Source organism: Shewanella rhizosphaerae (assembly GCF_019457655.1).
Lineage (GTDB): Bacteria > Pseudomonadota > Gammaproteobacteria > Enterobacterales > Shewanellaceae > Shewanella > Shewanella loihica.
Genome location: NZ_CP080420.1, coordinates 261,669 through 287,050 on the forward strand (window position 1 = coordinate 261,669; position 25,382 = coordinate 287,050).

The 25,382-nt window shown below is 52.9% G+C and carries 25 protein-coding genes; 17 read left to right on the forward strand and 8 right to left on the reverse strand.

Annotation, left to right across the window (positions count from 1 at the left end):
- Positions 1-321: 321 nt before the first annotated feature.
- From K0I63_RS01290 to K0I63_RS01325, 7 genes are all read left to right on the forward strand, one after another.
- Positions 322-1,017, forward strand: coding sequence for a 4Fe-4S dicluster domain-containing protein (locus K0I63_RS01290; protein ID WP_011864051.1), 696 nt, complete (start codon positions 322-324; stop codon positions 1,015-1,017).
- A 9-nt stretch (positions 1,018-1,026) separates the two neighbouring features.
- Positions 1,027-4,065, forward strand: coding sequence for a molybdopterin dinucleotide binding domain-containing protein (locus tag K0I63_RS01295; RefSeq protein ID WP_220082269.1), 3,039 nt, complete (start codon positions 1,027-1,029; stop codon positions 4,063-4,065).
- 254 nt (positions 4,066-4,319) lie between these two features.
- A complete protein-coding gene (locus tag K0I63_RS01300; RefSeq protein WP_434086794.1) occupies positions 4,320-4,838 on the forward strand; it encodes a hypothetical protein in 519 nt (172 codons plus the stop codon).
- A 471-nt stretch (positions 4,839-5,309) separates the two neighbouring features.
- Positions 5,310-5,636: a hypothetical protein gene (locus K0I63_RS01305; RefSeq protein WP_258406917.1), complete on the forward strand. Its 327-nt coding sequence runs from the start codon at positions 5,310-5,312 to the stop codon at positions 5,634-5,636.
- 44 nt (positions 5,637-5,680) lie between these two features.
- Positions 5,681-6,238, forward strand: a complete 558-nt coding sequence (locus K0I63_RS01310; protein ID WP_220082271.1) for a GNAT family N-acetyltransferase — start codon at positions 5,681-5,683, stop codon at positions 6,236-6,238.
- A 715-nt stretch (positions 6,239-6,953) separates the two neighbouring features.
- Complete coding sequence (locus K0I63_RS01315) at positions 6,954-8,003, forward strand: DUF2971 domain-containing protein (RefSeq protein ID WP_220082272.1); 1,050 nt, start codon at positions 6,954-6,956, stop codon at positions 8,001-8,003.
- Positions 8,004-8,171: 168 nt separating this feature from the next.
- A complete protein-coding gene (locus K0I63_RS01325) occupies positions 8,172-8,684 on the forward strand; it encodes a hypothetical protein (protein WP_220082274.1) in 513 nt (170 codons plus the stop codon).
- Positions 8,685-9,145: 461 nt separating this feature from the next.
- Here K0I63_RS01325 and K0I63_RS01330 read toward each other — a convergent pair whose 3' ends face one another.
- The 4 genes from K0I63_RS01330 to K0I63_RS01345 all read right to left on the reverse strand — a co-directional run bounded on the left by K0I63_RS01330 (position 9,146) and on the right by K0I63_RS01345 (position 13,502).
- Complete coding sequence (locus K0I63_RS01330) at positions 9,146-9,724, reverse strand: lipid-binding SYLF domain-containing protein (protein WP_011864062.1); 579 nt, start codon at positions 9,722-9,724, stop codon at positions 9,146-9,148.
- A gap of 135 nt (positions 9,725-9,859) precedes the next feature.
- Complete coding sequence (locus K0I63_RS01335) at positions 9,860-11,938, reverse strand: S9 family peptidase (protein ID WP_220082275.1); 2,079 nt, start codon at positions 11,936-11,938, stop codon at positions 9,860-9,862.
- A 101-nt stretch (positions 11,939-12,039) separates the two neighbouring features.
- Complete coding sequence (locus tag K0I63_RS01340) at positions 12,040-12,927, reverse strand: hypothetical protein (RefSeq protein WP_220082276.1); 888 nt, start codon at positions 12,925-12,927, stop codon at positions 12,040-12,042.
- A 173-nt stretch (positions 12,928-13,100) separates the two neighbouring features.
- Positions 13,101-13,502: a nitrous oxide-stimulated promoter family protein gene (locus tag K0I63_RS01345; protein WP_011864065.1), complete on the reverse strand. Its 402-nt coding sequence runs from the start codon at positions 13,500-13,502 to the stop codon at positions 13,101-13,103.
- 322 nt (positions 13,503-13,824) lie between these two features.
- Between K0I63_RS01345 and K0I63_RS01350 the strand changes: the two genes are divergently transcribed.
- From K0I63_RS01350 to K0I63_RS01380, 7 genes are all read left to right on the forward strand, one after another.
- Entirely contained in the window at positions 13,825-14,673 is an 849-nt protein-coding gene (locus K0I63_RS01350; protein ID WP_220082277.1) for a hypothetical protein, read from the forward strand.
- 446 nt (positions 14,674-15,119) lie between these two features.
- Positions 15,120-15,431 carry a hypothetical protein gene (locus tag K0I63_RS01355; protein ID WP_220082278.1) on the forward strand — a complete coding sequence of 104 codons (312 nt, stop codon included), beginning with the start codon at positions 15,120-15,122 and terminating at the stop codon, positions 15,429-15,431.
- A 17-nt stretch (positions 15,432-15,448) separates the two neighbouring features.
- Entirely contained in the window at positions 15,449-16,903 is a 1,455-nt protein-coding gene (locus K0I63_RS01360; RefSeq protein WP_220082279.1) for a protein adenylyltransferase SelO, read from the forward strand.
- Between the two features lie 72 nt (positions 16,904-16,975).
- A complete protein-coding gene (locus K0I63_RS01365; protein ID WP_144203871.1) occupies positions 16,976-17,281 on the forward strand; it encodes a DUF3630 family protein in 306 nt (101 codons plus the stop codon).
- Complete coding sequence (locus K0I63_RS01370) at positions 17,278-18,279, forward strand: serine/threonine protein kinase (RefSeq protein WP_286670298.1); 1,002 nt, start codon at positions 17,278-17,280, stop codon at positions 18,277-18,279. Before K0I63_RS01365 ends, K0I63_RS01370 begins: the two co-directional genes overlap by 4 nt.
- A gap of 129 nt (positions 18,280-18,408) precedes the next feature.
- On the forward strand, positions 18,409-19,020 hold the full coding sequence (locus tag K0I63_RS01375; RefSeq protein ID WP_011864071.1) for a thiol:disulfide interchange protein DsbA/DsbL: 612 nt from the start codon (positions 18,409-18,411) through the stop codon (positions 19,018-19,020).
- Between the two features lie 338 nt (positions 19,021-19,358).
- The gene (locus K0I63_RS01380; protein WP_011864072.1) at positions 19,359-19,571 is read left to right on the forward strand and encodes a DUF1107 domain-containing protein; all 213 of its coding nucleotides are present in this window, start codon (positions 19,359-19,361) and stop codon (positions 19,569-19,571) included.
- An 82-nt stretch (positions 19,572-19,653) separates the two neighbouring features.
- On the opposite strand, the gene K0I63_RS01385 is transcribed toward K0I63_RS01380, so the two are convergent.
- Entirely contained in the window at positions 19,654-19,860 is a 207-nt protein-coding gene (locus K0I63_RS01385; protein ID WP_011864073.1) for a cell division protein ZapB, read from the reverse strand.
- A 186-nt stretch (positions 19,861-20,046) separates the two neighbouring features.
- Entirely contained in the window at positions 20,047-20,328 is a 282-nt protein-coding gene (locus K0I63_RS01390; protein WP_220082280.1) for a Rho-binding antiterminator, read from the reverse strand.
- A 96-nt stretch (positions 20,329-20,424) separates the two neighbouring features.
- Between K0I63_RS01390 and K0I63_RS01395 the strand changes: the two genes are divergently transcribed.
- On the forward strand, positions 20,425-21,312 hold the full coding sequence (locus tag K0I63_RS01395; RefSeq protein WP_220082281.1) for a DUF1223 domain-containing protein: 888 nt from the start codon (positions 20,425-20,427) through the stop codon (positions 21,310-21,312).
- A gap of 67 nt (positions 21,313-21,379) precedes the next feature.
- Here the strand turns inward: K0I63_RS01395 and K0I63_RS01400 are convergent, their stop codons facing one another.
- Positions 21,380-21,970 (reverse strand): outer membrane beta-barrel protein, encoded by a 591-nt coding sequence (locus tag K0I63_RS01400; RefSeq protein ID WP_220072827.1) that lies wholly within the window; start codon positions 21,968-21,970, stop codon positions 21,380-21,382.
- 185 nt (positions 21,971-22,155) lie between these two features.
- On the opposite strand from K0I63_RS01400, the gene K0I63_RS01405 reads away from it, so the two are divergent.
- Together K0I63_RS01405 and K0I63_RS01410 are read left to right on the forward strand one after the other, a co-directional pair.
- Positions 22,156-23,499 carry an esterase/lipase family protein gene (locus tag K0I63_RS01405; RefSeq protein WP_220082282.1) on the forward strand — a complete coding sequence of 448 codons (1,344 nt, stop codon included), beginning with the start codon at positions 22,156-22,158 and terminating at the stop codon, positions 23,497-23,499.
- A 172-nt stretch (positions 23,500-23,671) separates the two neighbouring features.
- Entirely contained in the window at positions 23,672-24,763 is a 1,092-nt protein-coding gene (locus K0I63_RS01410) for a branched-chain amino acid aminotransferase (RefSeq protein WP_220082283.1), read from the forward strand.
- Between the two features lie 43 nt (positions 24,764-24,806).
- Here K0I63_RS01410 and K0I63_RS01415 read toward each other — a convergent pair whose 3' ends face one another.
- Positions 24,807-25,211 (reverse strand): hypothetical protein, encoded by a 405-nt coding sequence (locus K0I63_RS01415; RefSeq protein ID WP_220082284.1) that lies wholly within the window; start codon positions 25,209-25,211, stop codon positions 24,807-24,809.
- Between the last annotated feature and the right edge of the window lie 171 nt (positions 25,212-25,382).

Sequence of the window (25,382 nt, forward strand, 5' to 3'; positions counted from 1 at the left end):
CCTTGCTATCTCTAGGGTGAGCCTAAGCTCCTGTTTAGGCGGGATAACTGTTCGATTTGTGAACTTTCGATTTTATTTCATCAAAATTAAATTTATTTTTAATATGAGATGTTCGTCTTTTTATCGCTTCTATTATACCCGCTATCTATAAATAATTTCATCGAATTTATATTTTTATTTGAATCGTGATCTCTATTTAGTTTTCAGTTTATAGCTTTATTGTCTGTTGCAAGTTTTATTATTGCGTGTGTATTTTAAATAATAAGAAACCTTCCAGAAGTCATGTTTTTATTTTAGAAAAACATAGTTAAGGATCTCGTTATGTTAGATCGGCGCTCGATATTAAAAATGGCGGCAGGTGGAGCTCTGCTCTCATTGGTGCCCGCCAGCACGCTACAAGCGAAAACCCTTGGAAAACGCTATGCCATGGTGTTTGACGTCAGACGTTGTACCGGCTGTCTCTCTTGTACCGTTTCATGTTCCGTTGAAAATCAAACTGATGCGGGTCGATGCCGTACCCGCGTCAATCAGGCTAGTCTAAGCTTGGGTGAGCGCATCGCCACCCTTGCGGTGCCGAACCAATGTAACCAGTGTGATAATCCTGTCTGCACTCAAGTCTGTCCTGTGGAGGCAACCTACAAGCGTAAGGAAGATGGCATAGTGGTGATCGACCACGAAGAGTGCATTCACTGCCAGCTGTGTGTCGATGCCTGTCCTTATGGCGCGCGCCGCAAAGATGAGAGCCTGGATAACCCGCCCGAGAAATGTAACTTCTGTATTCACCGCGTCACTCAGGGGCTGTTGCCTGCCTGCGTCGAGACCTGTATCGGTGGCGCCCGTACCTTTGGCGACCTCAACGATCCCGACAGCCAGGTTTCTAAGCTGGTGCGGGACAACAAGGTCTACGCCATGCTGTCCGAGGCTGGCACCTCGCCAAACATCTTCTACATTGGCTTGCCGACATCGACCGATGATCAAGCCATTTTGAATCTCAATTACCTCGATTGGCAGCGCTAGGAGTCAAAGATGGATAGACGTAAGTTTTTAACTCAAGCCGGTCTGGTATCTGCAGCGACCATCACAGGTGCCGCATGCAGTCGAGTCGATGCCGAGAGTGAGCCTAAGAAGACCCAGGACATTTCACGCTTCGGTCATCCCGTAGCGGCCGAAGGGGGCTTCGATGGCGAGGGCAAATGGCAAAAGACAGAGGGGGTGCGCACCGTCTATTCCCGCTGCTTTAGCTGTTACAACATCTGCGGCCTCAGGGTGCGAGTGGATGAGAAGACAGACAGAGTCTTGAAGGTAGGGGGCAACCCCTATTGTGAGAACAACTCTGGCTCGCCACTGCCGCTGAGCACCGAGGTGAAGCAGAGCTTTATCGCCCTGGCGGGCGAGGCGGGGCTGAAGAATCGCGCCACCACCTGTGCCAAGGGAGCAAGCTGTGTCGATTCGGTGGACGATGAGCGCCGGGTGACTCGGGTGCTGAAACGCGCGGGCAAACGCGGCGGTGGCGAGTGGGTCACCATCAGCTATGAACAGGCACTTGCCGAGATCATCGAGGGGGGCGATCTCTTCGGCGAAGGTCATGTCGATGGCCTGCGCGCCATTCGCCAGCTGGATCAAGAGGTGAAGCCGGGCCATAGCGAATTTGGCAGTAAAGCGAATCAGCTGTTTGCCACCTTCTGCGCAGAAGATTATTTGCGCGGAAGCTTCTATTCTCGCTTCATGATGCAGTCATGGGGCACGGTTAACCTGGGGACTAAACACGCCTACTGCGGCGCCGCCCAGGCAACGGGTTATAGCCTGGGGATGGCGGCCGGATTCGAAGAATGGCTCAACGATGTCGACTGGGAAAACGTCGAGTATGGCCTGTTTATGGGCACCAGCCCAGGTTCCTCGGGTGTCAGCCTGAACCGTGTTGGTCGAGGTCTTGCCAACAGTCGTGTGGACCGTGGCTTTAAATATGTGTGTGTCGATCCTCTGCTGCGTACCACGGTCGCCGCCGATACCAATGCCACCTGGCTGGCGGTCAAACCCGGTCAGGATGCGGCATTCTCCTTTGGGGTGATCCGCACCATGCTCGAGGAGCAGTGGTTTAACAAGGCGCACTTGGAAAATCCGAGCCAGAAGGCGGCTGAGGCCGCGGGTGAACTTAACTACACCAACTCAGGTCACCTGGTGGTGATGGATCCTAAGCACCCAGAGTATCGCAAGTTTGCCAAGGCGAAAGATTTTGGTCTGGGTGGCGACGAGGCGCTGATCATCAAGGTGGGCACTCAGACCTTAGCGTCGGCGGAGTCAGGCGACAAGGCCGAGCTGTTTGTCAGCAAAGGTCTCACCGACAGCCATGGTCGTAAGGTGACTCTGATGTCGTCTCTCTATCTGCTGCGGGCCGAGGCCCAGCGCACCAGCATGGAGGAGTACGCCAAGCGCAGCGGCATCGCGATCAAAGAGATGCGTCAGGTGGCGAAAGACCTGGCGCACTATGGCCGAAAGGCCTGTGTGGCAGGCAACGGCGGCACTAACTCATCTGATGGTTTCGTAATGGGCTGGATCTGGGCGACACTTAATACCCTGGCGGGTTCCCACGATGCCAAGGGCGGCGCCATCTATGGCAATGGCCCTATCGGCGGCATGGAAGGTCTGTATGATCTGGCCAACATAGAAGGTGGCGTGTCGCTGGACGGTATCGTCAACGCCTGTCGTGATGGCGCCTACGAGGCCTCGACCGAATATCGTCTCAAAGTGGATCAGGGCAAGAACCCTTATCCCGCCAGTACCCCTTGGCACGAGGTGCTGCCCGCCATGAATGCGGCCGAGCAGTGGACCAGCCATGCCAACGGAGACCCCTACAGCGCCAAGGTGTTGTTCAACTGGCGCAACAACTTCCTCTACAGCGCGGCGTCTATAAGTCAGGAGGTGGTGGCCAGCATCGCCGATCCTAAGCGCTTGCCGCTGGTGGTGGGGATCGACTGTCACATGAACGAGACCAACCGCTATGCCGACTACCTGATCCCGGACCGTTCCATGCTTGAAGAGTATGCGGCGGATCGCATGTGGGGCGCCCATAAACTGGGCGTGGTGGCGGCATCGCCTGTGGTGACTCCGAGAACCGAGAAAAATGAGGCGGGTGAGCATATCTGCATGGAGCAGTTGCTGATCGATATCGCCCTCAAACTCGACTTGCCTGGCTTCGGTAAGGGTGCCCTGGCGACCAGCGATGGCCGCAAGGTCGACCTGTTAACCTTCGAGGATTGGCACGCCAGATACCTGGCCAACGTGGCGGCGCAGTGTGAACAGCTGCCTAAGGTGACCGAGGAAGATCGTCTCTGGGCCGGGTTGGATTACGCCATGAAGCCGCTCAAGCCAAGACTTACCGCCGACGAGGCCGCCAAGGTCGAGGCCCTGCTGTCACGCGGTGGCTACTACCTGGAGGATGATCGTTATGACGGCGACTTCATCAAGGGCGCCGGGCCTAAGTGCCTGCAGATCTATCATCAGGAGGTGGCGCAGCTGCGTCATGCTTACTCGGGTGAATTCTACCCAGGTACGCCGACCCTGCAGGAGCATAAGTTCTGGAATGGTGACACCTGGGAGAGTCATTGGCCCCAGAGCGAATATCCGCTGCTGTTCTCCAGCTACAAGGCGACGGTGCGCTCTAACTATGCGGTGGCCTTCAAGCGGATCGGTGAGATCAGTCCCACCAACTTCGTCTATATGCACACAGATACCGCCAAGGCCCAGGGGCTGAAGGATGGCGACCAGGTGCGCATAGTGACCGCCAACGGCAAGCCCTGTGTCGGCACCCTGCAGACAGATGTGGGGGTCGCCAAGGGGGCTGTCTGTGTCTCCCACGGCTTTGGTCATAGCGAGGGCTTCGGCGGTGACGATCGCATCATCAACGGCGAGAAGTTAGCGGGGATCGCCAGTCGCGCCGGCGGCACGGCGGTGAACCAGATGATCCCGGCGGATCCGACCCGTAACGGCGCCGCCAGTATGCTCAACGATTACTGGACCGGAGCCAACTGTCGTCACGGCATTCCGGTGCGGGTGGAGAAAGCCTGATTCGAATCATTAACCAAGCATAGTTTTAACCATAGCTTTTCTAAACATAGTTATCCTGTAAACCTTTCCCCCGTTGCCTCGGCTTCGGGGGCTTTTTTTATTCAGCTTCAATTTATCTGTTCGTGCTAGTGTGAAGGCTCAACTTGATGGAGCATAAAAAGAAGATGACTAAATCCCTATCACTATCCTTATCACTATCCCTTAGCGCCAAATCACTTGGTGTTAGCGCCGCCCTACTGTTAGCCACGCCAGCCATGGCGACCACGACCGAGCAGAGTCAATTTTTCGATGCGATTGCCGCCCATTGCGGCCAGGCCTTCGAGGGCAAGGTGACGGCGGGCAACAGCGCCGACTCGGCTTTCTCTGGCAAGCGTCTGGTGATGCATGTGCGCGAGTGTAGCGACAGCGAGCTCAAGGTGCCGTTTCATGTGGGTGAGGATCACTCCCGCACCTGGGTTATCACCAAGACAGAGACAGGGCTGCGCCTCAAGCATGACCACAGACATCAAGATGGTAGCGAAGACAAGGTCACCATGTATGGCGGCGACACCCAAGATGGCGGCAGCGCCGAGCTGCAATCCTTCCCGGTCGATGCCTACTCTATTGACAACTTCAAACAAAATGGACTGACCCAATCGGTCACCAATGTGTGGCACATGGGGATCACAGACAGCCAGTTTATCTATCGCCTTACCCGAGAGAATCGCGACTTTAAGGTGGAGTTTGATCTGACCAAGCCGGTTGCCTTGCCGCCTACTCCATGGGGGGCATGAGTAGCCTTGGAATGAAGGCTGGGCATTTGGTTTGGTGGCTAGCCTAACGGTTATTGGGGAGATGATTTGTTGGGCGAACCTTCATAGCTATCTAACGCCTGCCCGGCGAGGGATGTGCAAGCACTCTTTTGGCTCGCTGTGAATATATCCCTATACGCTCCACGGCGGTACTGACCTACATGGATGTTGGGAATGCCAAAAAATGTATGGAACATTTTTGGCCATGCCGCCGAGGGCCAAAAGTGTGTTTACACAAGGTATCCATCGTCTCTTCGATTTAGCGGTTTTTGTTGCCGTTGCGGATTAAGTTTTACTGGTTTCGGTAGAGGGGAAGCGGTGTGCAGGTTTGTGGGTGTTGTGCTTGCAAAGGGGGGTTAGAGGAGTATGCTGGTGGGCTTTAGAATGGGGTTGGGTGGTAACCCTTATCTCTTCTTGCTAAGGATTGCGTCCCTCGTTTCGCATAAGGACATCATGAATACGCTGTTTACCTACATCAAGGCTATCCATCATCAAGCGAGTGATGTGGCCATCATAGATAAGCTCACTAAAACAAATCGTTATTGCGATGATGGTGTGCAGAGCAATGAAGAAGAGACGAGTTATCGCTTCGATAACGGCGTGGTGATCCGCCACCGGGTCGAGCGTGACAATGCCCCGAGCGAGCTGCTGTGCGAAGAGTGCTGGATAAGCTATGAAGTGATCGATAGCGCGCAGTACTCGATAACCCCCTGTCGAAAGACTTTCCACAACGCCTGTCAGGAAAGCTTCTGGTTAAAGATGCAGGCGAGCATCGCTTAATCACACTAGGCTTTAGTGTTTCCCTCTTTGAGTAAGACTCTCCCATGACGACAGAATTAACTACCGAGCGCACCCGCATCCGCCTCCTGGAAGGCCATGAAGCCCAGATGCTGCTGCGATACTATCTTGAAAACCGTGAACATCTGGCCCCCTGGGAGCCTGAACGCCGCGACGATTTCTTCACGCTTGCCCATGCCCAATCTGTCGTGGCCGAGAATACCCGTCTGTATAAGGCGGGACTCGCATTCAGATTCGCCATTCTTAACCCAGAGCAGACTGAGATCATAGGGCTGTGTAATATCACCAACCTGGTGATGGGGGTATTCAAGGCGGCAAACCTCGGCTATTCGGTCGCCGAGCGCTACCAGGGACAGGGTTACATGAGCGAGGCGCTGCGGGCGCTACTCGACTTCGTCTTCGATGAGGTGGGGCTGAACCGCGTGATGGCCAACTACATGCCTAACAATGAAAAGAGTGCCCGGCTGCTGGCCTCACTAGGCTTCGAGCGTGAAGGCTATGCCAAGTCTTATCTCAAGATTGCAGGAGAGTGGCAGGATCATGTGTTGACTGCCAAATTGAATCCTCAAAGGGATAGGGTTTAGGAGGTGGAGTCCTCCTTCGATTCTTATCTGGAGGGGCAGGTTACCCTTAACATGATGATGGTTTTTTTGGATTGTTGCTTCTGGCGGAACTGCTCTTTGATGGATTTCTGAAGGTCGAACCTTCATTGCTATCTATCGCCTACCCGGCGAGGGATGTGCAGATACGCCTGTGAGACGCCGTGAATAAGTCCCTTTAGGCTCTGCCGAAACATCCCTGTTTCGGAAGCTCACCGGCGTATCTACACTCGGTATCCAACGTCTCTTCGATTTGACGGTATTGAGTACATCTGGAGAATCAAAAGCTGGTTTGTTTCTGACCTGAAATGAATTGGTGGTTAGCCAGTAAATCGCAAACTTACTGCCCTACAATTTCTCATCTAAGTCTTGTTTGTAGCGATTCACCACAAGTAGTAGAAACTGAAGTGGCATACAGTCGTATTTAAATGATGTGACTTTTGGATGATTTTAAGTCGCAATCCGTGCGAGCTTCCCGATTGATATGAAAGCAAAGCGATCAAAATCAATCACTTACACTTTTAGTTAAGTAGGTGGCAGGTTTGGAAAACGCGCATGCGCGTTTTCCCGGGTGGTGTATTCGAAGTAAGGGTGATAACTTCTATGCAATACAATGAGTTAACTATGCGTGTTTTTACTGTTCTAATGAGATGAACGCGCATGCGCACTAATAAGCTGTTATACAACAAAGGTAAATTGTGTGCTCGTAAAATATTATGGTTTAGACTTTGATCAAGAGAGTAAAGAATGGTTACCTAGAGTTGAGTTCATCTCAAACGGTTTATTTCGTATGACTCTACCTAAGTATCTAAACGACAAGGGTAGTGAGGCAAGACTATCGCCGTATTTTAATGAGTTTTCACCTGCTGATTATGCGTGGGCACGAAAAGAGCACTCCAAAATGGAGGTGGATTTATCTTACGTACCATCGAATGAGGAACTAGAAAATTTTTTCCTTAAACCCGCAGGTGTTAGGTATGGCGAGCAGTTCCCTCATATGTTGAGACGGGAGGGCTTCCAATCTATTGAAGAGTATGACAAAGAAAATTTAATCAAAGTAGCTCAAAAACTTAACTTATTTCTAGTTGAAGCGCTCAGTTGTCAGCTTGGTGTTTTTTCTCTATCTAAATCAGCTACGAAAGAGCTTATGTGGACTCATTACGCAAGTGAGGGGAAAGGCTTAGCTGTTACCTTTGATGAACAACATTCATTTTTCGATCAACTTAAACCCAAAGATGTTACTTATACACCAGAGCAAAGAGCTTCGCTTACCTATTACAAAGGAATGATGCGAATAAATGGTGCGCCAATTGAGCATTTTCAACCGGATAGTTTCAGAAGCTCAATAGGGGTGCTGCAATCTCTTTTGAGTAAAGGTATTAATGTTGTCGAGTTCTCAGATAGGTTGCTGTATTCGAAAGATCAGCAGTGGGCGTATGAAGAGGAATCTAGAATCGTCTGCCCTTTAATGTATTGTGAAGAGAAAATTGGCAAAACGGTACAACCAGATTTTGGCTTTCAACTACCAGAACAAGTGTCTCACTTCTTTCATGAATATTCCGAGGTAAACCTAAAACGAATACCTTTTGATGCATTCAAGACAATCATTTTCGGTTATGGAATGGCGCAGGAACACAAGCTATTGATAATGAGGCTAGTTAATGAAAATAGTGCGTTGTCTCACCTTGAGCTTAAAGAAGCAAAACACGACATATTTGGTAAGCTTGAAATCGTTGATTTTGTTGTATAACAAACTGTTTAAGAGTGATTCGCAACGCGTGGCATTTATACTATGCGTTGTGTTTAGTGTTTAAGGCGGTATGCGGCAGCTATGGAATTGCGTTGCTCACACCTTAACAAGGCGTTATGCAAAACAAGAAATTCGCCCTGAATTCTAAATTTATAGATAGGTTCTAAAATGTTGACGGAAAAACAGATAGATCCGCTTATTGAAGAAGCATTCAATGAATCTGATGCGTTTGTTGAGTGGTTCCTTTCAAAAACTAAATTCCGTGGTATAGATGCGAAATGTGTATGGTCTAGGTCGGATCATCCATGGGGTAGGTTCACATTCGAAATTAGTGATCCAAACACTGGAGCAACTGAGCAAATTACACGCGATTCAGAAACTGACGTATTGGTTGTCCTAGAAGGCACTACTGGAAAGAGGTTTGCATTTCATATCGAAAATAAACTAGCTGGTGGGCATTTCACATTACATCAGCCGGATATGTATAAAATGAGGGCAAATTCCTGGTTAAATGACGACAAATTTGGTGATTACGATGATTTTGAGACAGTTTTGATTTCTCCTCTGGCTTTTTACAAGAATAATATTGAAGCAGCTAAACCATTTGATAGATATATATCATATGAAGAAGCATCAATATTTTTACCAGAGTTGTCAGAAAACTGTGTTTGGCCAATCTAGCATAACAAGCAGCAAGGAACCCATTACGCCCCTATGCTGGACGTTATCCCACAGAAATTTTTATTCGAAAGCCAAATTATAGAGTGGTAAGCCTAACGGGCTTTTGTCCAAATATGATTTGGCTTTTGATTTTCCAATGAGAACCCAAAGTTGCCAAATCGAAGAGATGGAAAACTTGGTGTAGGTACGTCTGTGACCTTCCGTGACAGGGATGTCACGGTAGAGCCTACAGGGAGCGTACTTGCGGCGTGTCACAGAAGTACCTGCACGAATGGCTTGCTGCAGGCAATAAATTCACCATGAAGCTATGGCTTCAAATCCCCTTTATAAACCCCTAAGCAGGTCGACGCATCACTCCGAAAAGCGCAGAACAATCTTAATTATCAAGTCGATTATCGAAAATCACCCAGAGATGGGAAAGAAGAAAGGAGGGAGCCTTCTGACTCCCTCACAGATGCCCGCTATTTGGGTTCAAAGGTAAAAGACTGCCCGGCCAGGGCGGCCTCATACATCAGGCCACCCTTGGCGGCGGTGAAGATTGCCATGCCGTTGATGTAGGCGGCGCTGGCGGCCTTGTTGGCACCCGAGTGGCCTGCGCCGGCGGAGTTACCTGTGGTGCCCACCTGGGCATTGGCGCCGACATTGATGGCGACTGCCGATGCGGTAGCACCAAACTCGAAGCTGCCGCTGGTAAACTCTTGATAAGCTTTGGCATCTTTGAAGAAGATGATCTCGCTGTAGGCCTGTCCGCCGAGCTGGAAGCCAATGGACAGTTGGGTCAGGCTGGAGTCGCCGGTATGGGCACCGCCCTTGTAGACACGGCCCTTACCGTAGGCGGCGCCTATGCCTATGCCGCCCTTGCCGACAGTGGGAAAGATGGCGTAGCCATAGGCGGAGTTGAAAAACTTCTGGGTGTCCGGGGCTTTCTTGAAGTTGGCAATCGCCTCGCTGTAGCTGTCGGCGGCGAGCGTCATGGGGGACGTCAATAATCCCAATGCCACACAACAGCTTAGAATTAGGGTAGACAGATACTTATGCATGATGACCTCCATCGATTTGGATGGTTTTAGCATAGTTCGACTGATTAAGAATGAAAACGGCTGTTGATGAAAAAAGCGCCAAAATTGGCGCTTTTTCGATTGATGTCAGCTCGGGTTCAGCTAACAAATAGGCTTTTACTTAGCTTCGTCCATCTGCTTGTCCAGCACATAGTGCTCGAACCACTGCTTGTCCCAGTCCATCTTGGCCTGTCTGTGCTGGTACTTGCTCAGACCGTGGCCTTCACCCGGATAAACCACCAACTCGACCGGCACATTCAGGTAGTGCTTCAGGGCGCGGTAGAGACCCTGGGCATGACCCAGTGGCACACGCTGATCGTTTTCGCCTATGTGGATCAGGGTCGGTGTCTTGATTTTGTCGGCATGGGTCAGCGACGAGCCGTGGGTATAGGCCTCAGGTTTCTCCCAGGGCAGGCCCTGCATGAAGTTGATCACATGGCCTGGGGTATCTTCCAGCATCCACTGCAGACGCTGGTCGAATACGCCGGCCCCCGAGCTGGCTGCCTTGAAGCGGTTGGTGGTGCTGATGAGGGCGTTGGTGAGGTAGCCGCCGTTACTCCAGCCCATCACCGCCATCTTGTCACCGTCGGCGATGCCCTGTTTGATCAGATGATCGACACCTGCCATGATGTCGGCCACCTCGATCTCATGCTCCTGGCCCACCAAGTCCGTGAGGAACTTGTCGCCATAGCCGGTAGAGCCGCGGTAGTTAGGCGAGAGTAGCGCCCAGCCGTTGGCGGTAAAGGTAGCGCGGCCGTAGGATCTGTGTTGCAGCGCGTAGGGCGTGGCCGAGGTCGGACCGCCGTGGATCTGCACGATCAGCGGCAGCGGGCCGTCACTCTTCTTATAACCTGCTGGCAGATCTAGGATCCCCTCCACCTGGCTGCCGTCCGGTGCGGTCCATTTCACTATCGAGATCTCTGGTAGGATCCAGCTGTCGACTTGTGGGTTGATGTTGGTCAGGCGCTTGTACTTGGCCTTCTTGCTGGCGGCATCGGCGATGAAGAGGTCGCTGAAATGATCCAGGCCGTTGTGGCTGAAGGCCAGTTTCTTACCATTGTGGGTGAAGCTATAGCTGCCCATTACCAGATCGCCTGCCAGTACAGTGCGGGTGTCGCCTTGTGCCTGGTTATCTATCTCGCTACAGAAGAGTTTGACCCTGGCGTGGTCGTAGCCGCGATAGCAGAGCTCGTCGCTGCCTGGTCGCCAATGGATGTCGCCGGAGTTGAAGGTGACATCACCCTCTGTCTTCACCTGAATTAGCTTGGCCTTGTCGTCCTGTGGCTTGGCCACAAACAGCTTGCCCGGGTGGCCATCGAAGTCGATACGAAACGCCAGGCGTTGGTTGTCTTCATGCCAGGCCAGGCCGAGTAGCCAGCCATAAGGCGAGGGCGCCTGTTCGCGCCAGGCACTGTCTTCCAGCACCTTGTTCTGCTGTGACTGGGTGTTGAACACTTCGATGTTTGACCAGCCTTCCAGGTTGACCAGTTCGTTGTCCTGGGTGGTGATACGGGCGATCTGGCTGGCGTCCTGGTTGACGCTGAAGTTCCACACCACCTTGTCATCGTCCAGCACCAGGCTCTGTTGGTAGTGGTCGAGATCTAGCTTGTAGAGAGGGTTGGTGGTGACCTTGCCGTGACCATACTTAGGTGCGCCGTGTTTGGCTCTTACCTTGGCCCAGATATCTTTGTCTGTAGTGCTCTTGTTGGTGAGGAAGTAGAGGCTCTTGCCATCTTGGCTGAGCTGGAACTGTTTTACTCCCTCGGCTTCCTTGGTGACTGGGACGGCCTCTGTGCTGCCCAGGTTGATTCTGAACACCTGAGCCTTGCCGTTGTAGGGCGCCTTGTTGTCTTCGCGGCTCTGCTTGACCAGATAATAGATTGCGCTGCCATCCGGGCTCCACTGAGGGCTGGATTCGCTCTCGTTGGTGAAGGTGAGGCGGTTGGTCTTGCGTGACTTGGTATCGATAAGCCAGAGATCTTTCTGCGCCTTGTCCAGCTCCTTGTCCCAGCGGGATTCTAGCCAGAGTGCATGTTTGCCATCTGGGCTGAGCTGAACATTGCCCATGTTGCCTATGGTGAAAAAGTCATCCGTGGTGATCTGGTGAGTGCGCTCGGCGGCCAATACGCCGCTGCTCAGTCCCATGGCGCCCGCACAGATCGCCGCCAACGCGGTGAGTTGATATCCCCTTCCCATCTTGATCCCTTCTCTAGTGATTGCTTGAGTAATTCTTGTTAATTGAGGTGGTTAAGCCCGGATACATTAACGCAAAACCGCTTAGGTATAAATTGAGTTAATTATTTTTTGTCGGATTGCAGCAGTTGTTGCAGATAATTGAGCTCTTCGGCGTTCAGCAGCTGACGGCTGCTGTTTGGACGCGCCTGGGTTTGCAGGTCTGGGGAGAGGCGGCCCCTGAGATAGGCAGACATGGTGATCTGCTTGAGGCCGTAGAGGGCGAGCAGGTAGAGGCTGAGGAGCAGAAACAGCCGGGTGCTGGCCTGAGCCGCCAGGCTGACCTTATCCCCCAGCAAGTAGGGCAGTATGACTAATCCCATGCGCACCAGCCAGTTGGTCAACATGGCCAGCGTCAGCGCCAGCAGCCATCTGAACTTGATATCCTTGAGGCTGTCCTGATGGGCGCGGTGGGCCCGTCCCTTGAAGCGGCGCAGCAGGCGCAAGATGGCGTAGAAATAAAGACCGGTCTGCAGCACCAGCAGCAGGGGCAGTACAGTACCCAGTAGGGTGACATGGTTAAACTGGGTCACTCTGCTGGTCGAGACCAGCTGGCGCATCTCACCGCTTAGCAGCGCGCTGAGACCTATCACCAGCACCAGGGCGATGGCGGGGATGAAGTGGCGCGACAGGCCGATAGAACCCTTGATGTCGTGCAGGCTGCGATAGCAATAGAGATACAGCATGGGCATCAGCAGGAAATAAGCCGGGATCAGCAGGATAAACAGCTGTTGCAGCGGCAGGGGCGAGTTGTCTCTGTTGAGCAGGCCGGTGAGAAAATAGAGGGCCAGCAGGCTGAAGATGGCACCTAGCAGCTTGTGGTTGTCGTTGCGATCACGGTAGAGATACCTGAGATAGAGTCCCAGGCCGATACAGTGCAGGCCACCCAGCAAGGAGAGCCACCAGTATCCTTCGAATAACAAGCCGTGAGAGTGCGTATCCATAGTGCTCATTGTTGACGCAAAATGGCCGGCGAGGCAAGCGTGAGGTGGGATTTCGCCTCGAAATCCCATCAAGGGTTAAGGCGCTGATCTCAGCTTGGAAATAACGGGTTAACCCAAGGTGAATTTTGGGCCTTATTGGCGCGGCTAAACGCCGGGCCGATTCTGCTGGAATCAACCCAGATCTAAGAGGAGGGTTTCTGCTCCTTGGCCAGACGCAGGTGACGGTTAGACGCCGCCGCGGGCGGCTTGCCCGGCACAGGGCCGCGTTCGGCCCACAGGTGACGTATCGCCATGATGGGGTGGGGCAGCAGCATGCGCGGGCCGGAATAGATCATTATCTCTCTCGCCTTGGCCTTCGGCTCAGGCTTGTAGCAATGCACTGGGCACTTGTTGCAGGTGGGTTTGTCCTGACCGTAGGGGCAGCGGTCCAGCCTGGTGTGGGCATACTCGAGAAACTCGCTGCATTCTGGGCAGTTGGCCACATCGCCCTTGGCCTGGCAGTGGTCTTTGCAATAGATATGTACCATGGCGGCGATGGTCTTAAACTCTCGCAGCAGCTTACCACTTAGGATCTCTTGGCTCATGATATATCCGACTTCTTTACTGGGTTATAGCTAGCCTAGCCCGAGGCGAACGGGAACACAAAAGCAAGCGGCGAAATTATGAAGATGCGCACAAAATGGCACTTTTAAGCGGCTCAGTCCGCCGCTGAAAATCACGGCAGAAAAGGCCATTTTTACCCCCTAAGCATGATTTTCACGGCTGTTTTTGATACCCGAGCGAAAAAGAGGTATAAATATTTGATTTATAGCAAGAGAATCGACTAATAATATCGGTTAATATCTAGACATATTTGCGATATGAAAATGCCTGATACTGGGCGCGATTAATCAACGGTGGATGATAATGAAATATATAGCCATTATTTTGCTGGTAGCGGTGGGCGTTTACCTGTACAAACGAGCGCAGCGACTGGCACAGGAAGAGCAACAAGTAACCCAGAAACCGGTTGAGAAGGTGGTATCAGGCGAGGCCGTGAATGTGCCTAGCCAAGAAATGGACCAAGAAGCGGAAAAGGTGGTCTCGACCCCAGCCGACGAGGGCGTGACCTTCGAACCTGTCGAGCCTGCTGAGACAGAGGCTGTTGAAGAAACTGTTGTCGAGCCCGTTGAGACAGCTGCCGTCGAAGAGACTGTCGTAGAAGTGGCCGAAGAGAAGAAACCGACCGAGGCAGCACTTGAGGTAGAACAAGCTCCCGAGCAGCTTGCTGAAGAGCCAGAGCCAGAGCCAGAGCCAGAGCCAGAGCCAGAGCCAGAGCCAGAGCCAGAGCCAGAGCCAGAGCCAGAGCCAGCCTTCAAGATGCTGGCGGTGACCGATGAATCATGGGCAAACGACAAGCTGAGCGCGTCTTTAGCCCAATATCGCGCCGAACCAGAGGCCGAAGGCAAGCATGTGGCGCTGCTACAGGCAATCGCCGAGTGTTACAAGCAGCGTAAGCAGGAAGAGTACCGCGAATATGGTGCGGCGCTGTCGCCATACTATCAATCGCTGTTTGCGGCTCTGCCAGCTCCTACCAAGGAGAAGGGCGTCGGATTCATGCACCTGGCGACCCTGCTCAACGACTGTGGTGACTTCGATGGTGCCATCGCAATCTGTCAGGCGGCCATAGGTTATGGCCTCTCAGACGGTACGGTTACCGGTTTCGAGGGACGTATCACTCGCATCGAGAAGGCCAAGGCGAAGGCGCAGGCCTGATCTTAGCCCCGGCAGTAATCTACTGCATCTCGGCGAATAGCCGTGTAAACTAGTCAAGCAATACTAAAGAGGCGATCTGAGTGTCGCCTTTTTTATGTCTGGAACATTTATGCCATTTGCCCAGGGATGGAAAGGAAATGGCGTTATGTCTGGAACATTTATGCCCTATCCGCAGGATGACTGGTAAGAGTCCCAGGGATGGAAAGGAAATGGCGTTATGTCTGGAACATTTATGCCCTATCCGCAGGGTGACTGGTAAGAGTCCCAGGGATGGAAAGGAAATGGCGTTATGTCCGGAATATTTGTGCCCCATCGGCAGGATGACTGACAAGAGTCCCAAGGATGGAGAGGAAATGGCGTTATGTCCGGAACATTTATGTCTCTGGTCGCAGGGCCATATTGGCCTTGGTTTAGGTTGGACAATCTGTGGTGAACAGGAGATCAAAATGCGCAGCATGATGACTTTCGCGGCGTTACTATTAACTATGACGGCTTGTACCCAGGTGCCCCAATGGACTCTCTTCTATTACCCCGATGCGGCGCCGGGTGCAGCCGCCGAGGCGCTGGCAAGTCAAGGTGAGCTGGATCAGCACATAAGCGGCTACTATCAGCAGCTGGATCAGTGTCTGGCAAAGGGCGCCGGTATGGTGAAGCTGAGTCAGACGGGTAGCGGCAGTTATCTGTGCGGTGAATTATGTCAGCGCAATGAGGCGGGCGCGCTTAAGTGTCAACGCCTGGAAACTCTGGCAAGCCAGTGAAGCATAAGGGTTAGCCAATGAAGTTTAAGCAAGATTATTTCGACCAGCTAAGCGGGTTTTATTCCCAGGTGACCCCTCAGGGGTTGCCGCGCCCTCAGTGGCTGGCCTGGAGTGAAGATGCCGCCGCGCTAATTGGGCTTAAGCAGCCCGATGATGAGTTGCTACAGGGGCTGGCGGGCAATCAGGCGATCCCGGGTGCCAGCTATTATGCCCAGGTCTATAGCGGTCATCAGTTTGGCGGCTACTCGCCTCAGCTTGGCGATGGCCGTTCCATCATTCTTGGCGAGGCCGAGGGCCCACAGGGCTACTGGGATGTGGCGCTCAAAGGCGCAGGCATGACTCCCTATTCCCGTCATGGCGACGGCCGCGCCGTATTGCGCAGCGCGGTGCGCGAATTTTTGATCTCAGAGGCGCTGCATCATCTCAATATCCCCACGACACGGGCCCTGGCGGTGATCGGCTCTGACCTACCTGTATGGCGTGAGACTCAGGAGACGGCGGCCATTACCGTGCGTCTGGCCAAGAGCCATATCCGCTTCGGTCATTTCGAGTTCTTCTGCCACAGCGAGCAGGGCAGCAAGGATAAGCTCAAGCAGCTTATCGACTTTACCCTAAGCCAGCACTATCCCGAGTTGAGCCGTGACCAGGCCGGTTACATCGCCTGGTTTAACCGTGTGGTGGCCGATACCGCCAAGTTGATCGCCCATTGGCAGGCCGTCGGCTTCGCCCATGGGGTGATGAACACAGACAACATGTCGATCCTCGGCGACAGCTTCGATTTCGGCCCCTTCGCCTTCCTCGATACCTTCGAGGAGGACTTTATCTGTAACCATTCGGATCCCAATGGTCGCTATGCCTTCGGTCAGCAGCCGGGCGTCGGCCTGTGGAACCTGCAGCGTTTGGCCCAAGCCCTAGTACCGATTATCGCCTCGGACGATCTAATCGCCGCCCTCAATACTTACCAGCATCATCTGGTGCAGGCCTATCTGGTCTTGATGCGCGATAAGCTGGGCATCAAGTTGGTTGAGCCGGCAGACAGCGAGCAAGACGAGACAGATCTACAGCTGATCGGCGGCTTTACCCAGCTGATGGAGGCCAACCGTCTGGATCACACCAACACCTGGCGCCGCTTTGCCCAGCTGGATCCGAATAGCCAACACTCATCCCTCAGAGATGACTTTATCGATCTCGCCGGTTTCGATACCTGGTATCAGGCCTATCGCGAGCGCCTGGGACAGGTGAGTGATGTGGCCAGCTGGCAGGCGGCGCGGGCACAGGTGAATCCGAAATATGTGCTGCGCAACTATCTGGCCCAGGAGGCGATTATCGCCTGTGAAGAGGGCAATACCCAGCCGCTGGCCGATCTGCACCAGCTGCTGACACGCCCCTTCGACGAGCAGCCGGAGAAGGAAGCCTACGCCAAGCGTCCACCCGAGTGGGGACAGGGGCTTATCATGTCTTGTAGCAGCTAGCCGCTTTAAGATAAGCCGCATGTGGGTCTAAAAGAATCAGTTTGAAGAGGCAGGGAAACCCCTGAGTAAGTTATGAATCAAGAGTTGAAGATCAGCGCCATCAAGGTCGAGCCCCAGGCCAAGAGCCTGTCGATTCTGGCCGATGTGGATTTTGACCGCTTCGATCCTTTTGCCGAGGCGCTCGTTAAGGCGCTGGATTGCCGGGTGATCGAGCGTCACTGGGGCGCCGACAGGCATCAGTGGCTGCTGGAGTTCGAGGGCAGCCTGTTGCAGCTAAATTATGAGTTTTATGGTGATGTCTGCTGGCTGTCGGTGGAGCGCGACGATGAGGTCGAGGTGCTCGTCTATCTGGCCAGCCTATTGGAGTCACAGCTATGACAGAGTCGATGCAAGGGGCGGGGTTTCATTTTCAGGCCTTGACGCCGGATCTCATCCTGGATGCCATCGAATCTGTGGGTATCTATCCCGAGACAGGGCTGCTGGCGCTGAACAGCTATGAGAACCGCGTCTATCAGTTTCGCTGCGACCTGGGTCGGCGCTATGTGGTGAAGTTCTATCGCCCCGAGCGTTGGAGTAATGAGCAGATCCAGGAGGAGCACGACTTCTGCGCCGAGCTGGTGGAGGAGGAGATCCCCGTGGCGGCGCCCGTGATCATCGAGGGGTGCTCATTGCAGGAATATCAGGGCTATCGCTTCGCGCTGTTTCCCTCCATGGGCGGGCGCGCCTTCGAGGTGGATAACCTGGAGCAGCTCGAGGAGGTGGGGCATTTCATTGGCCGTATTCATCAGATGGCCAAGCGGCGCCCCTTTGTGCATCGTCAGACCCTGACGCCTAAGCTGCTGGGCGATGAGTCTTTGGCGTGGCTCAAGGGCTCAGATCATGTGCCGCCCAGCCTTGAGACCGCCTATTTCACCATAGTGGAGCAGGTGCTGGAGAAGGCGAAAGCCATCTGGCATCAATATCCCACCGAGGCGATACGCCTGCATGGGGATCTGCACCCCAGTAACATCTTGTGGACCCCGGATGGTCCGGGCTTCGTGGACCTGGATGATGCCAAGATGGGGCCCGCGGTGCAGGATATCTGGATGATGCTCTCGGGCGAGCGCTCACACCAGACCCTGCAGCTTGAGGTGTTGCTGGAGGCCTACGAGGAGTTTTGCGACTTCGATAATCGCCAGCTGCATCTTATCGAGTCGCTGCGGGCGATGCGCATGCTGCATTACAACGCTTGGCTGAGTCGCCGCTGGCAGGATCCCGCCTTTCCGATGCACTTCCCCTGGTATGGCGAAGAGAAATATTGGGAGCAGCAGATCCTGGCCTTCAAGGAGCAGCTGGCTAAGTTAGATGAGCCGCCGATCACCCTGATCCCCTATTAGTCGGGGCTAATTTGGCTGTAATTTGTAACAGAAAAATGAACTTATCCGCTTGAGGTGGACTCCAAACCACTTTAAGGTATGGTCAATCTTTTTGTCATAGTGGTGCTGAGGCACTGTTAAGGAAGCATAATGAAGAAAGCGTTATTGGTAGCACTGGCACTCTTAGTTGCCCCTATGGCGGCACTGGCCGCCGACTATAAAGAGGGAGTTCATTACACAGTGATCAACGATGGCCCGGCTACGGCTAAGCCTGAGATCGCCGAGTTTTTCTCTTTCTACTGCCCACATTGCTACAACTTTGCCAAGACACAGGTGCCTAAGATCAAGGCTAACCTGCCAGAAGGCGTAGTGTTTAAGCAGAACCATGTTGAATTTATCGGTCGTGAAATGGGCCCAGAGATGTCTCGTGCCTTCGCCGTAGCGAATCAGCTGAAGGTTGAAGACAAGATGGAACACGCGCTGTTTGCCGCTATCCACGACAAGAAGCAACGTTTCGTTAGCCGTGACGATATCCGTCAGCTGTTCATCGCCAATGGCGTAGATGGCAAAGATTTCGATGCCGCCGCGAACTCTTTCATGGTGAGTGCGCAGATGGCGCAGATGAAGCGTGCAACCGAGAATGCCAAGCTGTCTGGCGTACCTGCCCTGGTCGTTAACGGTAAATACCGTGTCGAGACTGGTGCGATTAAGTCTTACGACGAGCTGCTACAGATCGCTTACTACCTGACTAGCTTGAAATAATCGGCGGTCGGTTATCGAAAGGGGCTTAGGCCCCTTTTTTGTTGCCCAGAATAAAAAAAACCGTATTTCCGGTCGCTTTGGAAATACGGTTATTGAGCTAAAAAAGCTCTATTTACCCTGAGTAACTGCTCCAATCTACCAGTGTGTCAAAAATTTGGCAAGCGCCAATTTTTATTTAGCCTAGTCTATTAGTCTGATAGACAAGGTAAATTTTTAGCACTATGGCGCGCGGGTCAAATTTCGCGAAAAAAATGCTCAGAAAATTGAAACTAACATGGTAAATGACCTGTCGAATCTAAGTATAAAAATAAGAACGCAGAGTCTTGCTTGGAGGTCTCATGAGAGTTTTTCCTGTCTACGCACCGAAATTGATTGTCAAACATGCCCGCATCTTTGTTTCTGGGGTGATCTGGGTGAAAGACCTGGGACGATTAGAGTTCGAGAAAGGAAAATTTTTGCTGCCGCGTCAGAGCCTGCCTCAGGTAAAACGCGCCATCATGGAATTGAATGAAATGATTGAGCACCAACATAACGAGGCGAAGACGGCTTAGGTCTTCGCGCATCGAACGCGCTTATCAATAGAGCCTCAGGCTCCTTGTATAAGCGCCTCTCCTCTGAAGTTAGTCGCTAAGGTTATTCGCTAACTTCGTCGTTCAGCAGACCCACAAGCCCGGTAACTTTCTCGTTCCAAGAGGTGAGATCTTGGCTCAGCTGTTGGTTCTGTTCGTTCAGGGTATGGTTCTTCTGCTTCTCTTCTTCAAGCTCCATTTTCAGTAGCTCAATGGTTTCGAGTGCCGCTTGGATTTTTGTCTCCAGCTTGGACAGTAGTTCAAGGCTCATGGGGAGGTCCTAATAGTTTCTGGATGGTGCTTCGATTCTATCAGTGCGGCTATCTGAGTGAATAGCTAATTCGTGCTAAATGTCTAAAAATCCATCTATATATGGATTAAACATTGTTTATTTCGTCGGCGCGGCGAGCATCCTACCTTAAAGGGCCTGTAGCCGACCCGTCGGCGAGCTCTGCCGTTAATCTTCTCCTGACTTGTCTGCCGGTGCGATCACCACACGATCGAACGCCGCGCCCTGGGTTAAGGGCGTGATGGCCTGAATATGATCCAAGCGAATCGCTTGCTCGCCCGCCTCGTTTCTCACGGTCAGATACTCGCTCTTATCCGCCTGGGTGGTGAGAGTGATGGCGGTGGCCCTCATCTCCCCGGTCGAGGTCTCTATGAGCAGCTGATAACCCCTGATGCAGGCCAGCTCCAGGTGGTCGTGAACATGACAGTCTATGATGCGATAGGGTTGCATAGGATTTCCTTAGGTTAACGCGTGCGTCCTTGAACGTAAATGGCGCGGCGCCGGGTCTATTGAGTAGACCCATATCATCTTGGAGGAGAAGCCAGCTTGAGTAAAGTCGCCCTCTTGTTAATGCTGAGCCTGTTGGCTCACTCCACTTTTGCGGCTCAGACACTGACGCAGTTTCATAAGCGCAGTGGTGAGCAGCAACCTCTGGTGGTCGAGCTGTTTACCTCCCAAGGCTGTAGCAGCTGTCCGCCCATGGAGCGATGGCTCTCGGGATTCAAACAAGAGACCGGCCTCTGGCACTATTATTTCCCGCTGGCGTTTCATGTGACCTACTGGAACTACCTCGGCTGGAAAGATTCCTTCGCTAAACGCGCCTTCAGTCAACGCCAGTATGATTACCTCAATCACAAGGGCATTTCCCAGGTCTATACGCCGCAGCTGGTGATCAATGGCCGCGAGTGGCGAGCAGGAAGGCAGGCGCTGCTGCCCGATGAGTCCGATAAGCGAGCGATAGTGGGCAGATTAAGTCTGACCATAACAGGGCAAGAGCTCACCGCCAGCTTCGACAGCCGATTGCCGAGCAATCAAGGGCTCACCCTGCACCTTGCCCTGCTGGGCAGCGGGCTGACGACTCGGGTGGGTCGGGGAGAGAATCGAGGTAAACACCTAGTGGAAGACTTCGTGGTCTTGAGCCACAGGCGTTATTCGGCGTTAGCTCGCCAGCCTCTAAATGACCAGGCCTCGCTTGAACAGGCATCAGTTCAACAGGGCTCGGCTAAACAGGCTTTGGCTGGACAGGCTTTGGTTGGACAGGCTTTGACTGGAAAGAGTTGGGATAAACAGACCGTCACCTTTAGCGGGCGCATTGAGCCGCTCGCTAATGCTACCAATGCGCCTAAGCGTTTGGCCTGGGTGGCCTGGATCGAACAAGAGCATATCCCCTTGCAGGCCGTGGGTGATTGGCTGCTGGTCGAGGAAGCTGATTGAGTGGCAGAAACAGTGAACATCACCCAATAAAAAAGCCCCTTGCGGGGCTTTCTCGTAAAGACTCGGCTTAGAAGCGGTAGTCTACAGACAGGTAAACCTGTTGGCTGTCATCCAGTGAGAATGATGCCTTGTCGCCAGCGTCTGACGCGAAGCTTCTCTCATAGTCTTGCTTCAGGTAACGGTAGCCGATTTCTGTGCTCAGGCTGTCGTTGATCTTGTACATGAAGCCTGTTTGACCACCCCATACGAAGCGGTTCTTAGATTCCAGCATGTCTGCGTCTGGGCTCACATGGTTCACACCGGCTGTCGCACCGATAAACCAGTTGAACTTGTTGTTCGCATCCAGGCCGACCAGGTAGTCGTAAGACATCAAGAAGCTCTGCTGCTTAGCGAAGTCATCTGAGTTGTAAGAGTAAGTGCCGTATACGCGGTTGTTGTCATTGAGGTAAACACCGCCACGTAGTTCATAGATCATGTCGCTATCTGAATCTTTGAAGGTGCCCTTGCTGAAGCCAGGATCGACCGCTTCGGTGATCTCTGCCTTGTAGTTGTTCTCTTGTGAACCGATACCGCCACCGATGAACCAATCTGCTGCCATAGTTGGCGCTGACAATGCTGCGGTGATGACTGCGGCTACTGCTAATGTCTTCTTAGTCATAATATGCTCTCTTTTAAAAGGTGGTGTTGTTTTCGTTGAGGGCATAGTAAGTTAGCCTTGCTGAACCAAAACTGAATGAGATCTGCAAGTTAGTTTCTATTTGTATTACCGATAGGTGGATTGCTTGTGTGACGAAATGAGCGGACTACTCCTGTGAGTGCGCCGTTTGATAAAGGAGTGAAACCATGAAATTGGTGTTTGTACATGGATGGAGTGTCACCAGTACCCAGACCTATGGCGAGTTGCCCCAGGCGCTGCTTAAGCTGGCCCCCGAGGCCTTGGCCCTGGATATTCAGCACATCTATTTAGGGCGCTATATCAGTTTCAACGATGCGGTGACGCTTGAAGATCTCAGCATCGCCTTCGAGGCCGCCCGCCGCGCCGAACTGGGGGATGAGCCCTTCTCTGTGATAACGCACTCCACTGGTGGCCCCCTGATGCGCCACTGGTTGTGTCGCTATTACAAAGAGACTGAATCGGCGCCGCTGCAGCATCTGATCATGCTGGCGCCTGCCAATCATGGCTCGGCATTGGCACAGCTGGGTAAATCCAGGGTGAGCCGGCTCAAAGCCTGGTTCGATGGTGTCGAGCCAGGTCAGCGGGTGCTGGACTGGTTGGAGCTGGGCAGCGACGGACAGCACGAACTCAACCTGAGGTGGCAGCAAAAGGATTGGTTAGGCGCCGGCGTCTATCCCTTCGTGCTCACCGGAGAGACCATAGACGGTGCGCTTTACGATTATATGAACAGTTACACCGGCGAGGCTGGCTCCGACGGTGTGGTGCGGGTGTGCGCCGCCAACATGAACTTTGTCTATGCTAAGCTGGCGCAGCAAGCAGGGCTTCTGTGCAATAGCTTCGACGGCGAGTGCGCTGAGACTCTGGCGCTAACGGAGCTCACCCAGGCCGTTGAGCCTTGTGTCTTAGGGATTGTGCCTAAGGCGAGTCATAGCAATCGCAAGATGGGCATAATGAACTCTGTGACCCAGCGAAATGCCGCCAACAAGCCCGTGGTTGCCGACATCCTGGACTGCCTGGCGGTCGCTGACCGTGAGAACTACCGTCAACTCAGGGAGCAGATGGCTGTGGCATCCGAGGCGAGCCGGAAGCCGCCACGCTACTGCATGCTGGTGGTGAGGGTGTTCGATAATCTGGGCCATAGGGTGACCGATTTTGACTGCTATCTGCTGGCGGGCGATGAGTATCACGCCTCCAAGTTACCCCACGCCATGGTGCTGGATAAGCAGCGCAACAGCGTCAACGGTAACGTGATCACCTTCTACCTGGATGCCAACAAGCTTTCCAGGATACGCGCTGGCAAGCTGGGGCTTAAGCTGATCCCAAGGCCTGCAGAGGGTTTTTGCCATTACAAGAGCGCCGAGTTTCGCTGCGAGCCCGAGCAGTTAACCCAGCTGTTTGGCGCCGACCAGACCCTGATGCTGGATATTCAGCTCGAGCGCTATATCGCCCCCAATACCTTTAGCTTTGCTAAGATTGGCGAGAAAGAGAGTTTTAAGGATATCGAGCCCTAGGGCTTCTCGAAAGCGACTCGGGCACCCGGTGACTTGTCTGCTCGACTTGCCTTTTGCTGTCTTAAAATCTGTACTCTGACCAGGATGAAGAATTTCGTGCCAGACCGCTTATGGCTTGACTTTAAAGCAGGGCGTCCATAGTCTGCTAGATCAGTATTCAAGGTGGTATGCAATGCAAATAAATTATAATTTAAAACCTGCGTCTGAACGCCGAACACAGCAGTTTAAGCCCGAGACCAATGTTGGCTTTGGCAATCTTAGAACTGACCATATGTTTTTGATGGATTACCGCGATGGGGAGTGGCGGGATCCAAGGGTAGTCCCCTACGGACCATTCGAGATGGCGCCCGGAGCCATGGCACTGCACTATGGGCAATCCATCTTCGAGGGCGCTAAGGCCTTCATGCATGACGATGGTGAAATCTATACCTTCCGTTTAAACAAGAATGCCGAGCGTCTCAACCTGAGTGGTGAGGTGGTCTGTATTCCTCCTGTTCCCGAGGCGATGCAGCTGGCGGGTATCAATGCCCTGATCGACGTCGACAGGCTGTGGTTTCCGATGCAGGATGGGGCCTGTCTCTATATTCGTCCCTTCGTGTTTGCCACCGAAGACAGACTCTCGGTGAGCCCGAGCCAGCAATACACCTTCTGTGTCATGTTGAGCCCGAGTGGCGCCTATTATGCCGATGGCTTCGATAAGGCGATTCGTCTGCTGATCACCGAGCGTTTCCACCGCGCGGTATCGGGTGGCACGGGTGCTTCAAAGGCGGCGGGTAACTATGCTGCCTCGCTCAGAGCGGGTAAGGCTGCGGCGGAATATGGTGCGGCCCAGGTATTGTATCTCGATGCCAACAACAAGCAGATCGAAGAGGTGGGTGCAATGAACCACTTCCACGTGCGTAAAGATGGCACCATCATCATACCTAAATTTACCGATACCATTTTGAAGTCGATTACCTCGCAATCCATCATGGAGCTGGGGGAAGCGCTCGGCTGTGAGGTGCGCCAAGAGACGGTCATGCTGGACCAGTTTATTGCCGATATCGAGTCTGGCGAGATCGTCGAGGCTGGTGGCTTTGGTACCGCCGCCGTGGTGTCGCCCGTGGGCTCCTATATCTTCGAAGACCATAGAGTATTGACGGTCGGCGATGGTCAGGTGGGCGAGCATACCCGCCGCATCTATCAGGTGCTGACGGATATCCAGAAGGGTAAGCGTCAGGGCCCAGAAGGCTGGATGCAAAAGGTTGAGCGCGTCGCGCCCTAACCCTTGAATCTGATATGAAAAAGGCGCCTACCAGGCGCCTTTTTTAATTAAACATTACGGTGGCGGAGACCCGCACCGGCTGGGCCGTCTTATTGTCGACCGTGGCGTTAAATCTTTGCTCGCTAAATCTGGCTAGCAGTGCCTCTCTTTGCTCGGGCGAGATAGATAGATCGTCGAGTTCGAGATCCACTAACTGCCCCGAAGGATTGATGCCAAAGCTGATATTGAGTTTCTGTTTTTGTTCGATCAATCCCTGCCAATTCAGGGTGTTGTTTTGGATAACCCAATACTTGCTTAGCTGCGCCGGAGTGACCTCTAGATAGTCTCTCTCTGGCTGAGCGATGAGATTGCTCTGACAGGCTGAGACAAATAGGGGGAAGGTTAATAGCGCAAGTAAGCGGAAAAGCGATGACGGTTTTTGTCTAGCGATAAAATGAACTGGATTCACAGCGACTACTCTCTGCTAATGCATATCTATGCATTTAGTTTGGCCATTCAGGCAGGCAAGTATATTAACATTTAGTTAAAATTTGTAGTCAATTTTATGACATTTACAATAATTTGGCGTGAAGAGTGAGTGACACCTGATTTTAAAGAGAAAAGGCCTTGCCGGAAGGGA